We start from the raw sequence: 13171 nt of genomic DNA on the forward strand, positions 1-13171 counted from the left end.
CGTGGTTGATCGAAAGCAGAGCCTCTACCAAGCCCGGCGGTGGCTGTCACGGCCCTTGCGATGGGCCAAGGTGCCAGTTCGACGCGGATTCGCACCGCTTTGGCCGGGTTATTGTTCTAGCACGCCGTTGGCCCAGGCCGCGAAATCGTCCATGATGCTGTTGCGGTTGATCTCGTTCAGGCTTTCGTGGCGGGTGTCGGCGTAAATCTTTGAAACCAGATTCGAAAACCCCATCATGCGCATGCGATTGGCAAGATGGGTGATCCCTTTGCCGTAGTCCGAGGCGGGATCCTTCTCGCCACCGACGACGCTGACTGGGAGATCGCGCCTGATGCCGGCAAAGCCGGCGTCCCTGCCACCATTCAGCGCCATGCCGACGACGTCGCGCCACATCGACACCGACGCGTCCCAACCGCAGAGCGGATCGGCGATGTATTTCGCCACCTCAGCCTCGTCGCGCGACAGCCAGTCGAACAGCGTGCGGTGATTGGGCACGGCCTTGCCCCAGGCCCGGAAGGTGAGTTTCGGCAGCAGGCGCGAGGGGACATCCGAGCCCAACCGCATCCGTTCCCAGCCGAGAATGCCCAGGGCCAGCTGGCCAAGTAGGCCAGCTGAGAAGTTGCCGTTCCAGATCGCGGCCGCATGAACGCGTGGCGAGTGGCGCAACAGGAAATTCAGCGCCACGGATGCACCCATCGAATGGCCAAAGAGGATGACCGGCAGGTTCGGCTGTTCGCGGGCGATGAGATCATGGACGGCGCCGACATCGGCGATCACCTTGGCGGAGCCATCCTGGTCGGCGAATTTGCCGAGTGGCGCATCGGGCGCCTTGGTGGCGCCATGGCCGCGATGGTCGTGGACATAGACGTGGTATCCGCGCGGGCCAAGAAAATCGGCGAAGCGGGCATAGCGCGCGGCGTGCTCTGCCAGCCCGTGATTGATCTGCACGACGGCCCGCGGCCTGCCATCGGCCTGCCTGACGAAGAGATTGAGGTCGGCACCCGTCGGCGAGCGAACCACGCGCTGCTGGCTGAATGACATGCCGCTCGGTCTCCTGGTTCTGACCGCCATCGTGGCGCCGGCTTTGTTTGCGCCGGCACCGGTTTTGCGTCAATCCGCCGTGCCAGACTTTCCGCGACGATGTTTCTTGCCTTTGGCCAGCAAAATATCGCAATTCTGACATGGAGACAGCTTCAGTCTGTCGCCCACTTTTCTTCAGCCGGGGATTCCTATGCGCATTGGTGTTGTTTTCGGATTGGCCATGCTGGCGGCCTCGCTGGCCGGTGCGGCGCGTGCCGACGTCAAGATGAGGGGCACCTTCGTCGCCGATGCGGCCTGTCCGGCAACGCAAGCCATCAAGAACGGCAAGAATCCGGGCAATGTGTCGACCGATGCCGGACAAAGCTACCAGCTGCTTGCCGGCAACAAGGATGCACCGACGCATTATCTCATCCTGGTGCCGGGCGCCGATCCGGAGCGCCGCTGGGTGAAGGTCAGCTGCGGCCATGTCTCCGGCAGCAGCGCCGCGACAGTGCCGGCAGCACCTGGTGGGCAAGGCAAGCCGGCGGCGTCAGGAAAGCCTGAATATGTCTTCGCGCTCAGCTGGCAGCCGGCCTTCTGCGAGACCAAGTCGAGCAAGACCGAATGCAAGGCGCAGAGCGCTGGCGATTTCGACGCCACGCATTTCACCTTGCACGGGCTGTGGCCGCAGCCGAACGGCAATTTCTATTGCCAGGCGACAGCGAGCGACAAGGCCAATGACAATCCGGCCCACTGGAAGGACCTGCCACCGGTCAATCTGGATGCCAGCACCCGCACGGAACTCGACCAGGTGATGCCGGGTACCGCTTCCCATCTCGAGCGGCATGAATGGATCAAGCACGGCACCTGCTACGGCAAGAGCCAGCAGGACTATTTCTCCGACGCGCTCAATTTGATGCGCGCGGTGAACAACTCGCCGGTGCGCGATCTCTTTGCCAAGAACATCGGCGGCAAGCTGACGGCGGACCAGATCCGTGGCGCCTTCGATAGCGCCTTTGGCGCTGGGGCAGGGGACCGGGTGCGCGTCTCCTGCGTCATCGATCCGTCCAGCGGGAGGCGGCTGATCGGCGAACTGACGCTCGGCCTTGCCGGCCCGATCGGCCCCGACAGCTCGCTCAAGGACCTCCTGCTGGCTTCGGTGCCGACCAACAAGGCCGGCTGCCCGACCGGCACCGTCGACGCGATCGGGTTCCAGTAAGCACTGGCTGAACGCCGACGCCGGACTGTCGCCTTGCCGCGTCGTGGTGCTATTCTGCGCCGAGCATCATTCGGACGGGGGTCTCAATGGATGGCATGACGAGCAGCGCGCTGGCGCGGCTAGCCTTCTGGGCCAAGGGCACGGTCGCGATCAGCGACGGGCGCATGGAATGGCCGGGTTTTTCCTATACCGATGCCGAATGGGCGCGCATGCGGACGCTCTCCGAACCGATCGGCGCCGGTACCTACCAGCTGTTCACCATCGTCAATGCGGTGATCTTCATCACCATTGCTGCGCTCGGCATTTTCGGCATCTTTCTGCCGCTGGCGACAGTGCTGTTTCCCATACCGGCCGAGACCAGTGCGCTGAAGTTTTCGCTGCTGCTGGCGGTCTGCGCCTTCCTCATCATCGGCCTTGGCCTGCCGATCTCGGTGCGACTTTCGGCAGTGCTGGTGGCCAGCAACGCGGTGCGTGCGGCGCTTATCGCCGCGCCCGGCGACGAGGCGCTGGCGTCAAGAGTGTCCTGGCAGATCAACCGCATCATGCTGATCATATGCGGCCTGCTGGTGCCAGGCATACTGCTGTTCATAGCCTATGACATCGAAGCCGGACCGATCATCACCGTACTGAAATGGCTGGCGATCGCGCTGATGGCGGTCTCCACCGTGGCCGGTATCCGGTGGCAGAAAAAGTCGCCGTAAGCGTCACGACTAGATTTGCGCGGATTTGGTCCATGCAACGGCGGCGTCGGCCTCGTAGCCGTCCGGCTCGCCGACAACGCGATCGCGCCCGGTCGACTTGGCCTTGTAGAGACGCTGGTCGGCAAGCGCGAACAGATCGGCAAGGCAGCGCGTCGTTTCGCTGACGCTGGAGACGCCGGCGCTGACGGTCAGGTCGAAGCGGCTGGTGTTGGCGGAGGCCTTGACCGCATAGCGGATGCTCTCGCCGAACAGCCTGGCGACCGGGTGCGGACGCGAAATGAGGATGGCGAATTCCTCACCACCGATCCGGAACACCTTGTCTTCCGCACTTGCCGCCTCGCCAAGCAGGGCGGCAACGGCTTTCAGCACCTTGTCGCCTTCGGCATGGCCGAAACGGTCGTTGATCGACTTGAAATGGTCGACATCGATGATCAGCAGGCTGAGCGGCTTCGCCGTTCGCAGGCTGACCTGGACGGCGGCTTCACCATCACTGTCGAAGCGGCCCCTGTGCAGCAGGCCGGTCAGGCCATCACGGCCGACATGTTCGATCAGCGCTTCGTAGCGCTCGCGATAGGTCAGCGTGTCGAAGATGTCGGTCAGTCCGCGCGGTAGCGCGATCTGGCGTTCTTCGAACCATCTGAGATAGGCGACGAGCATGGTGCTGTAGGTCAGCGCCGCGACCATCTTGGCAAACCAGCCGCCGAAAAACACCGCGATCGGCGCGCCGGCGACGAAATGCAGCGCGGTGAAGAACCCTGCCTGGTCGAAGGTGAGCACGCAGGCGACCGAAATCAGGATGCGCGCGAACTGTGCCTTGCGCAGGTATCGCCCGAGCTTTTCATAAAGCAGGATGATCAGGATGGCGTCGACGAACAGCAGCGTCGTGCCCCACACCATCAGCCAGCCCATCTCGTCGATGAAGCCGATGTCGGGAAGCCTGCCGTCGGGAAGCGGGGCGATGGCGTGCAGACGCAACAGCAGCACCAGCCCGATCATCAGCGCATTGCCAAGCAGCAGACCATAGATCGGCTGACGGACGGTGGCGGCGTCCTCCTTCATGTAGAGCAGCAAGAGTATGACCAGCTTGCCCGAAAACAGCACCGCCGAGCCCGGCGAAACCATGCCGAACGGCAAGGCGACGTAGAACACGCTGGCGAGATAGGTCTCGAGGAAGTGCATGACGCCGAGCGCGCAGATAAAGACGCCGAGGCCGATGCGTTTCCTGAAGCGGAAAAGCGTTACCATGACGCTGAAGTAGACAACCGCTTCGGCAAGGAGCAGGAAACTGTTCAGCAACGCCGTCGACCCGATCTTTCTCCCGAATCGCAAAGCAGCGATTCCACCGCGATTCTGTTTTGACGCGGAAGGATTAACCGGAGCTTTCATCGCGCCCGGCGACCGGCGGAAAACTTCACCGGTTGGCGGACACTTCCGCGTGTGACCGGCTCGAAGCGGCAAAAGCGATTGCCGTTCGTCGCCGCATCGCCTACATAGCGGCCAACCTCCATTCAATTCGGCAAATCAATCAGTTTTTTCAGGGAAAGCGCGCGTGGCACGCCAGTTCATCTATCACATGGCCGGCCTCAACAAGGCCTATGGCACCAAGAAGGTGCTCGAGAATGTCCATCTCTCCTTTTATCCCGACGCCAAGATTGGCATCCTCGGCCCCAACGGTTCGGGCAAGTCGACCATCCTCAAGATCATGGCCGGGCTCGACAAGGAGTGGAACGGCGAGGCGTGGCTGGCCGAAGGCGCCACCGTCGGCTACCTGGCGCAGGAGCCGGCGCTGGATCCGAACAAGACGGTGTTCGAGAACGTCATGGAAGGCGTCGCCGCCAAGACCGCCGTCATCGAACGCTACAACGAACTGATGATGAACTATTCCGACGAGACGGCCGACGAGTCGGCCAAGCTCCAGGACGAGATGGACAGGCTGAACCTGTGGGATCTCGAACAGCAGGTCGAGATGGCGATGGAAGCGCTGGGCTGCCCGCCCAAGGATTCGGAAGTCACCAAGCTGTCGGGTGGTGAGCGCCGCCGCGTGGCGCTCTGCCAGCTCTTGCTGCGCCAGCCCGACCTGCTGCTGCTCGACGAACCGACCAACCATCTCGACGCCGAAACCACGGCGTGGCTGGAAAAGCATCTGCGCGCCTATCCGGGCGCCGTGATGATCATCACCCACGATCGCTACTTCCTCGACAATGTCACCGGCTGGATCCTCGAACTCGACCGCGGCCGCGGCATTCCCTACGAGGGCAACTACACCAAATATCTCGAAGCCAAGGCCAAGCGACTCAAGCAGGAAGGCCGCGAGGACGACGCCCGCCAGCGCGCCATCGGCCGCGAGCGCGAGTGGATCCAGTCCAGCCCGAAAGCCCGCCAGACCAAGTCCAAGGCGCGTATCCAGGCGTTCCAGGATCTGTTGGATGCCGCCGACAGGCGGCGTCCAAGCGATACGCAGATCGTCATTCCGCATGGCGAGCGGCTCGGCAATGTGGTGATCGAGGCGGAAGGCCTGTCGAAGGGCTTTGGTGACACGCTGTTGATCGACGGGCTGGAATTCAAGCTGCCGCCCGGCGGCATCGTTGGCGTCATCGGCCCGAACGGCGCCGGCAAAACGACGCTGTTCCGCATGATCACCGGCCAGGAAAAGCCGGATGCCGGCACCGTCCGCGTCGGCGAGACGGTCAAGCTCGGCTATGTCGACCAGAGCCGCGATGCGCTCGATCCGTCAAAGACGGTTTGGGAAGAGATTTCTGGCGGCGCCGAAGTCGTCAAGCTCGGCAAGTTCGAAGCCAACACGCGCGCCTATTGCGCGTCGTTCAACTTCCGGGGGGGCGACCAGCAGCAGAAGGTCGGCAACCTCTCCGGCGGCCAGCGCAACCGCGTGCACCTGGCCAAGATGCTGAAGACCGGCGGCAACGTGCTGCTGCTCGACGAACCGACCAACGACCTCGATACGGAAACGCTGGCGGCGCTCGAAGACGCGCTGGAAAATTTTGGCGGCTGCGCGGTTATCATCTCGCACGATCGTATGTTCCTCGACCGCCTGGCGACACACATCCTCGCCTTCGAGGGTGACAGCCATGTCGAATGGTTCGAGGGCAATTTCGAGGATTACGAGCAGGACAAGATCCGCCGCCTCGGGCCGGATGCCGTCAACCCGCACCGCATGACCTACAAGAGGCTGACGCGATAAGGTTTTTTGGGCGGCGAATTCTCAAGCGACATGAGGAGCTCACATGGCTGATTGGTCCGCCGCCCAATATCTGAAATTCGAGGACGAGCGCACGCGACCCGCGCGTGATCTCGCGGCGCAGGTACCGGTGGATTTCCCACGCCGGGTCGTCGACATCGGATGCGGTCCTGGCAACTCGACCGAGTTGCTTGTCGAGCGCTGGCCGGATGCGCAGGTGAGCGGCTTCGACACGTCGCCCGACATGATCGAGAAGGCGAGGGCGCGCCTGCCTGACGTCACCTTTGATCTGGCAGATGCCTCCAACTGGCAGCCGGGGGTGCCGGTCGATGTGATCTTCGCCAATGCGGTCTTCCAGTGGCTGCCGCAACATCCGGCGGTCTTCCAGCGGCTGATGGGTTTTTTGGCCCCGGGCGGCGCGCTGGCCATTCAGATGCCCGACAATATGGGCGAGGACTCGCATCGCCTGATGCGGGCGACCGCGGCCGAAATGCCGTTTGCCGACAAGATCAAGGGTGCGGCGCGCGCTCCGCTGCCGTCGGTTTCGTTCTATTATGATCTGTTGTCGCCGCTCAGCGATCGGCTGGACATCTGGCACACCATCTACAACCATCCGCTTGCCGACGCAGAGGCGATCGTTGAATGGGTGAAATCGACCGGGTTGAAACCGTTCCTCGATCCGCTCGAGGCGGACGAGCGCAAAATGTTCCTCGACAGCTACACGGCCAAGATCGCCAGGGCCTATCCGAAGACGGCTAACGGCAAGGTGCTTTTGCGTTTTCCACGCATCTTCATCGTCGCCAAACGGGCTTGATTATCCACGTTGCGACGAGCCAATTGCGGCCGCTTGACCCGGTTTCTTCACCGTGCGCATTTCATCGCGTTGGGTCACGATGGCCCGTGGCAGGGGTGGGTGATGACACTGAAAAAGATGCTTTTCGGCGGCGGCGTGTGCGCGGCAGTGCTTCTGGCGTTCTCGATCTCGGCGGAGGCTAAGCGGGCGCGTTGCTATACCAGCGATGACGGCTATTTCTCATGCAGCTACAGGGCGATCGACGACGCGGGCAGCTTCCGCATCTCGGCGCCGGGCTACCCGACCTATGTCCTGGAGATCGACGGGCCGGGCTTTGCCTATGGCTATGTCAATCTCGGCCGCCGCAATGTGCCGCTGCCGGGACAGTTCGTGCGCAGTCGCGACGACGGCGCCTGCTGGAACAACCCGCAGACCAACACCAAGCTGTGCGCCTGGTGAAGTTAGATTTAAGCCGGCGTAAACCGCCTCGGTGAGAAAAGTGTTGCGCCCGAGCGTTTCGGCGCCCACATGAAGCCCGCAACGCCTGCGGATGGGACGGACTGGACACATGCATCGCGTCATCATCAGCGGCATTGGCGTTGAAATCCCCGAACCCAAGATCACCAATGAAGAACTGGTCGCCAGCTTCAATGCCTGGGTCGACATGGAGAACGCGCGCCGCCAGGGCACCGACGAGGCGCCGCTGGCGAAATCGGACAGCGACTTCATCGTCCACGCCTCGGGCGTACGCACACGCCACGTGATCGAGCGCGAAGGCATTCTCGACCCGACCCGCATGGCGCCGCGCATTCCGGCACGGGCCGATGACGCGCTGTCGCTTCAGGCCGAGTTCGGCATTGCCTCGGCGCGAAAGGCTCTCGACCATGCCGGGCTGAAGCCGTCCGATATCGACCTGGTGATCTGCTCGGCCTCGCATCACCAGCGGCCCTATCCGGCGATCGCCATCGAAATGCAGGCGGCGCTTGGCACCAAGGGCGCCGGATTCGACATGGGGCTCGGCTGCTCTTCAGCCGCAGCCGCTTTGCACATCGCCGTCAACCTGGTGCGGTCTGGCGCGCACAAGCGCATTCTGGTGACGACGCCCGAGATCATCACCGGCCATCTCAATTTTCGCGACCGGCAGACGCATTTCATCTTCGGCGACGCCTCGGTGTCGATGGTGGTCGAAGGGCTGGCGCAGGGCGAGAAGCGGCCGGGGCGCTTCGAGGTGCTGGACACGCGCACCTGGACGCAGATGTCGAACAACATCCGCACCAATCTGGGCTACCACACTCGCACCGCCCAGGACGATCCCTACATGATCAATCTGGAGGGGAATCTGATCAAGCAGGTCGGCAACAAGGTGTTCAAGGAAGTCACCGTCGCCGGCCACAAGTTCATCGTCGAATTCCTGGCCGAGCACGGGCTGACGCCGCAGGCGGTCCGGCGCTTCTGGCTGCATCAGGCCAATGCGCGCATGAACGCCATGATCCTGAAACTGTCGTTCGGTCACGAGGTCGACCACGACCGCGCGCCGATGGTGCTGGAGCGGCTCGGCAACACGGCGGGCGCCGGCGCCATCGTCGCGCTGTCGGAGAACCACGCCGACATGAAGCCCGGTGATTTCGGCCTGATCTGCGCCTTTGGCGCGGGGTATTCGATCGGCGGCGCGCTTCTCAGAATGCTCTGATTCAGGATATTGATTCAAGGTGATGCGCGCCTGCGAAGGCCCTGCGCATCCCGATGTCCACGCACCCAGCCGGCCGCTTCGCGCTGTCTTCTCCAGCCTGACCTGACTCTGAAAAACTCCCGACGTTCGGGAGCGTCTTGGTTTGAAATCAACACGGAAAAGGAGGCTTTCCCAATGACTGATGCCCGATGCAGCTGCGGCGCTCTCACCCTGGCGCTTTCAGGACCACCAAGATTGGTTGTCGCCTGTCATTGTCTCGACTGCCAACGCAGGACCGGCGCGCCATTTGGCGTCGGCGCCTTTTATCCGATCGACGCCGTTGCCATCTCCGGAACCGCGAAAGAGTTTACCCGCGATGCAGCAAGCGGCGGCAAGGTCCACACCTACTTTTGCCCGAACTGCGGATCGACCATCTATTGGAAAGCCGACAACCTGCCGTCTTTGATCGGCGTTGCGGTCGGCGCGCTGGCAGACCCGAACTACCCGCCCCCCGTCAGGTCGGTTTTTGAGCAGTCGAAACATGATTGGGTTCAAATCGATGGCGCTGTCGAACACTTCCAGCAAAGCAGTGCGGCAGAGACATCAAGGTGATACGGCGCTTACCTGCCGTATCGAGCTGGCGCGAACGGCACCAGCATCGGCACCTGCCTGGCATAGTTGTCATAGGCGCTGCCCAGTTCGCCGCGCATGAAGTGTTCTTCGAGTTTTGCCTTCGTCACGATGCCGATGATGAGCAAAGCGGTTCCGACAATGCCCCAGACCGTACCTTTTGCCGCCATGGTGGCCAGGATCGCCACCAGCAGTCCGGTGTAGATCGGATGCCGGACCAGCCTATAGGGGCCGGTATCGACGACGTGGTGCCCGGCCTTGGCGGCAATGGTGCCTGACCACAGCCTGCCGAGATGCAGGCGCGCCCACCAGGCAAAGGCGATGCCGATGGCGATCAGGACGACACAGATCCATGCCTCGGCGAGGGTAGGCATCCACAACCTGAGGCGGCCTTCATAGCCATGCGCTGGAATGAACAGCAACGCCGCGCCGACCAGCCAGAGAATCCGATAGCGAACCTCCACCCTGAACCCGGCGCGTTTCTGGGCAGGATCGGCCCAGAGCGCGGCGGCGGCCCAGGTCACCACCCAGATGAGCCAAAGCAGCGCGATTGCTGTCCCGGAACGCATGAGAACCTCCGCAGACTTGGTCTGGCGTCACCATGAAGCCGGCACGGCGCGGCAGCAATGCGGCGTTGCCTGGACTGGTTCCAATTTCAGGTAAGAAGATCGTGATCCGCGCTGGACCTCATTCATTGGGACAACTGAACATCCATTGCACGCCAAAGGCGTCGACCAGCATGCCGAAGCTGGTTCCCCAATATTGCCGCGCCAGGGGGACGGTGATCCGGCCGCCCGCGGCCATGCGGGCGAAAAGCTCCCGCATCGCCGACAGGCTGTCGAATTCCAGGCAAAGGGCGGCGCCTCTCATCGGCTCGGCATCGTCATTGTCCGAGGCATGAAACAACACGCCCGGGCCTTCGAACCGCGCATGCAACACCTTTCCGCGCATGGCTGCGGTTCGCACCGGCATGGTGTTGTCGCCCCAGCGCAGCAGGATCGTTGCCTGGCCAAGACCGCACTGTTCATAGAAGGCCAGTGCCGGCTCGCAATTGGTGGTGAAGAACAGCGAAGGGGAGAGCCGCATCGGTTCGCTCCTGTTCGTCGCGGCCGAAATCACTGCGCGGCGGCGGTTGCGGCAGCGACAAGTGCCTCGCCTGAATATTGCCGGCTGCCGATACCCCAGCCGCCGTCGGGCGCATTGACGATGTTGATCCAGGTGTTTTCAGGCCGGTGGCCGGGTACGCAGAGCGCGGCGACAATCCCGGCGGCCTCGGTGATGAAGGCATTTCGGGCTTCGATCGAACCAAGGCCGATGTTCGGCAACTTCAGCTCGACCATAACGACCGGCCGATTGGCGCCACCGGCATAAATGCGATGCAGCGGCAGGACGTGGACCGTGCCGCCGACAATCGCTGTGAAGCACGCATTGCCGGTGGCGCCGGAGGCTTCGATGAGGGCGGCGCTGAGACGCGGCAGGATCTCGCGCTCTCCCGCCGGGGTCAGTACGCCTTCGGGCGCGGTCACGGTGATTGGCATTTGGCTCTCCTTTTTCGCAGGTTTCCATGGTCTTGCCGGCGGACATGTCTTCCGGCTTGCCATGTTTCGTATCAATTGTTACGTTACGCGGAGAAGGCGAGTCAACAGGTTTCGTATCGATCACTATGGATAATTTGGAAAAGCCTCGGGGCGGCCGGCCGCGCGCGTTCGACCTCGACCGGGCGCTGGATGCGGCGATGCATCTGTTTTGGGAGCATGGCTATGAGGCAACGTCGCTGGCCATGCTGCGTGAGGCGATGGGGCTGACGCCGCCGCAGATATACAACGCCTTCACCGACAAGGAGAGTTTGTTCCGCAAGGCGCTGACGCGCTACCACCAAACAGAGATCGGCTTTGCGCTGGAGGCGCTGAGCGCGCCGGTGCCGACGGGGGAGGCGATCCGGCGGTTGCTGCTCGGCGCGGCGGAGGCCTATTCCAGGCCCGGCAAGCCGGGTGGCTGCCTGTTCGTCAGCGGTGCGCTGGCGGCCTCGCCGCAGGCGCAAGGCATTGCGGATGAACTCAGGGCCTATCGCAAGGCAAGTGAAGCGGCGATCGCCGAGCGGCTGGCGAAGGGTCGGGCAATGGGTGACCTGCCGAAAGGTGTCTCCGTCGAAGGCTTCGCCAAATACCTGGCGGGCGTCATGAACGGCATGTCGATCCAGGCGCGCGACGGCGCTTCGGTCGAAGAATTGCGCACTTTGGCCCAAACCGCTCTTGCGGCCTTGCCGGCCGAAGGGCAAAAACAGGGCGCATCATCCAAGGAATGAAGCCGATGCTGGATCTGTTCCCCGAGGCTGAAAAGCCGATCGAAATCGTCCCGGCGCGTAAGCTGGTGGCCAAAGTGGCGGCGCTTTACGTCGCGCCTGCGGATCATTTCGAGACGCGCCCGGTCGATGCGTTGCGGCTGGGCTTCGATGGCATATCAGGTGATTTCCACGCTGGCGCGACGCGGCGCTCGGGCGGGCGCGAATCCTGGTATCCGCGCGGCACCGAAATGCGCAATGAGCGGCAATTGTCTGTCGTGGCGGCGGACGAACTGGCCATCGTCGCCGAACGCATGGGCCTTGCCGAGATCAAGCCTGAGTGGATCGGCGCCAACCTTTTGATCGAGGGTGTGCCGCATCTGTCGATGCTGCCGGCCGGCACGCTGTTGTTCTTCAAGGACGGCGTGACCATCAAGGTCGACGCGCAGAACGGACCATGCCGCATCGCCGGGCGATCGATCGCCGAACATGTCGGCATGGCCGACGTTGAAGCCGGCGCGCTGCTGTTCCCGAAATCGGCGAAGCGCCTGCGCGGCGTTGTCGCCTGGGTCGAGAAGCCGGGAACGATCAAGGCCGGCGAGGAGATATCGGTGCGCGTGCCGGAGCAGTGGATCTATCAGAGCTAGGCTCTCGCCCGCACCGGAATGCTGCATAGGGCAGGGCTACGCCGCCGGGGCGGCGTAGCGATATCTCCGAACTGGCCTCAGGCCTTGCGGTTTTTCTTCGCGCCCTGCGCCATGATGGACACGTCGTCCCACTTTTCCCAGGTGGCGATGCGGTTGGCGTATTCCTGCTTGATCATCGGCAGGCCGCCATCGCCGAAGAACACGCGCAGCGGCGGCTCGGCGGCATCGACAATGGCCAGCATCGCCGGTCCGGTGGCCTCGGGATCGCCGGCGACGGAGTTGGCGCGGCGCTCGGCCATCTTGGCGCGGGCGGGCGCGTAGGCCTCGATCGGTTTGGAAACCTTGGCCGACGGGCCGGCCCAGTCGGTGGAGAAACCGCCGGGTTCGACCAGCGTCACGTGGATGCCGAATTCCGCGACCTCGATGCCGAGCGACTGGCTGAAGGCCTCCAGCGCCCATTTCGAGGCGTGGTAGAGGCCGAGCGAGGCAAAGGCATTGACGCCGCCGATCGACGAGATCTGGATGATGTGGCCGGAGCGCTGCGCCCGCATGGTCGGCAGCGCGGCCTGGGTGACCCACAGGGCGCCGAAGACATTGGTTTCGATCTGGTCGCGGGCTTCCTGTTCGCTGACTTCCTCGATGGCGCCGAAATGGCCATAGCCGGCATTGTTGATGACGATATCGAGCCGGCCAAAGCGCTTGTGCGCCTCGGCTATCGCGGCGTCGACGGCTTTCTTGTCGGTGACGTCGAGCTTTATCGCGGCAATATTGTCGCCGTACTTCTCGACGAGATCGGCAAGCGTGCCGGCATCGCGGGCGGTCGCCGCGACGCGATCGCCACGGGCGAGTGCGGCCTCGGCCCAGACGCGTCCAAAGCCCTTCGACGATCCGGTGATGAACCAAACCCTGTTTGTCATGATGTGGAGTCCTTGCCCCTGCGGGCGTGATTTCGGGTGAAAGCGGAGGCTTCTCCTCTTTTGGGCATATACGGACAATCCGGCGTTTTTCCAGAGGC

General features: G+C 63.1%; 15 protein-coding genes. 9 read left to right on the plus strand and 6 right to left on the minus strand.

Features of this window, described 5'->3' with window-relative positions; genetic code table 11:
* Positions 1-108 precede the first annotated feature (108 nt).
* Complete coding sequence (locus AC07FD_RS12680) at positions 109-1041, minus strand: alpha/beta fold hydrolase (RefSeq protein WP_478350140.1); 933 nt, start codon at positions 1039-1041, stop codon at positions 109-111.
* A gap of 190 nt (positions 1042-1231) precedes the next feature.
* Between AC07FD_RS12680 and AC07FD_RS12685 the strand changes: the two genes are divergently transcribed.
* The gene (locus AC07FD_RS12685) at positions 1232-2239 is read left to right on the plus strand and encodes a ribonuclease T2 family protein (protein WP_478350141.1); all 1008 of its coding nucleotides are present in this window, start codon (positions 1232-1234) and stop codon (positions 2237-2239) included.
* An 86-nt stretch (positions 2240-2325) separates the two neighbouring features.
* Complete coding sequence (locus AC07FD_RS12690) at positions 2326-2940, plus strand: hypothetical protein (protein ID WP_478350142.1); 615 nt, start codon at positions 2326-2328, stop codon at positions 2938-2940.
* A 9-nt stretch (positions 2941-2949) separates the two neighbouring features.
* On the opposite strand, the gene AC07FD_RS12695 is transcribed toward AC07FD_RS12690, so the two are convergent.
* A complete protein-coding gene (locus AC07FD_RS12695; protein WP_478350192.1) occupies positions 2950-4236 on the minus strand; it encodes a GGDEF domain-containing protein in 1287 nt (428 codons plus the stop codon).
* Positions 4237-4489: 253 nt separating this feature from the next.
* Here AC07FD_RS12695 and ettA point away from each other — a divergent pair, with 253 nt between their 5' ends.
* From ettA to AC07FD_RS12720, 5 genes are all read left to right on the plus strand, one after another.
* Positions 4490-6139 carry an energy-dependent translational throttle protein EttA gene (gene ettA / locus AC07FD_RS12700; RefSeq protein ID WP_478350143.1) on the plus strand — a complete coding sequence of 550 codons (1650 nt, stop codon included), beginning with the start codon at positions 4490-4492 and terminating at the stop codon, positions 6137-6139.
* 43 nt (positions 6140-6182) lie between these two features.
* The gene (gene tam / locus AC07FD_RS12705) at positions 6183-6950 is read left to right on the plus strand and encodes a trans-aconitate 2-methyltransferase (RefSeq protein ID WP_478350144.1); all 768 of its coding nucleotides are present in this window, start codon (positions 6183-6185) and stop codon (positions 6948-6950) included.
* 102 nt (positions 6951-7052) lie between these two features.
* The gene (locus tag AC07FD_RS12710; RefSeq protein WP_477301980.1) at positions 7053-7388 is read left to right on the plus strand and encodes a hypothetical protein; all 336 of its coding nucleotides are present in this window, start codon (positions 7053-7055) and stop codon (positions 7386-7388) included.
* A gap of 109 nt (positions 7389-7497) precedes the next feature.
* A complete protein-coding gene (locus AC07FD_RS12715; protein ID WP_478350145.1) occupies positions 7498-8619 on the plus strand; it encodes a beta-ketoacyl-ACP synthase III in 1122 nt (373 codons plus the stop codon).
* A gap of 174 nt (positions 8620-8793) precedes the next feature.
* Complete coding sequence (locus tag AC07FD_RS12720; protein ID WP_478350193.1) at positions 8794-9210, plus strand: GFA family protein; 417 nt, start codon at positions 8794-8796, stop codon at positions 9208-9210.
* Positions 9211-9218: 8 nt separating this feature from the next.
* On the opposite strand, the gene AC07FD_RS12725 is transcribed toward AC07FD_RS12720, so the two are convergent.
* From AC07FD_RS12725 to AC07FD_RS12735, 3 genes are all read right to left on the minus strand, one after another.
* Positions 9219-9797 carry a methyltransferase family protein gene (locus AC07FD_RS12725; RefSeq protein WP_478350146.1) on the minus strand — a complete coding sequence of 193 codons (579 nt, stop codon included), beginning with the start codon at positions 9795-9797 and terminating at the stop codon, positions 9219-9221.
* A 118-nt stretch (positions 9798-9915) separates the two neighbouring features.
* Positions 9916-10314, minus strand: a complete 399-nt coding sequence (locus AC07FD_RS12730) for a VOC family protein (RefSeq protein ID WP_478350147.1) — start codon at positions 10312-10314, stop codon at positions 9916-9918.
* Between the two features lie 29 nt (positions 10315-10343).
* Positions 10344-10766, minus strand: coding sequence for a tautomerase family protein (locus tag AC07FD_RS12735; protein WP_478350148.1), 423 nt, complete (start codon positions 10764-10766; stop codon positions 10344-10346).
* A gap of 125 nt (positions 10767-10891) precedes the next feature.
* Here AC07FD_RS12735 and AC07FD_RS12740 point away from each other — a divergent pair, with 125 nt between their 5' ends.
* Together AC07FD_RS12740 and AC07FD_RS12745 are read left to right on the plus strand one after the other, a co-directional pair.
* The gene (locus tag AC07FD_RS12740; RefSeq protein ID WP_478350149.1) at positions 10892-11533 is read left to right on the plus strand and encodes a TetR/AcrR family transcriptional regulator; all 642 of its coding nucleotides are present in this window, start codon (positions 10892-10894) and stop codon (positions 11531-11533) included.
* 5 nt (positions 11534-11538) lie between these two features.
* Positions 11539-12156 carry an MOSC domain-containing protein gene (locus tag AC07FD_RS12745; RefSeq protein ID WP_478350150.1) on the plus strand — a complete coding sequence of 206 codons (618 nt, stop codon included), beginning with the start codon at positions 11539-11541 and terminating at the stop codon, positions 12154-12156.
* A 77-nt stretch (positions 12157-12233) separates the two neighbouring features.
* On the opposite strand, the gene AC07FD_RS12750 is transcribed toward AC07FD_RS12745, so the two are convergent.
* Positions 12234-13073 (minus strand): SDR family oxidoreductase, encoded by an 840-nt coding sequence (locus tag AC07FD_RS12750; protein ID WP_478350151.1) that lies wholly within the window; start codon positions 13071-13073, stop codon positions 12234-12236.
* Between the last annotated feature and the right edge of the window lie 98 nt (positions 13074-13171).

The sequence above is a fragment of the Mesorhizobium waitakense genome, from assembly GCF_056431085.1.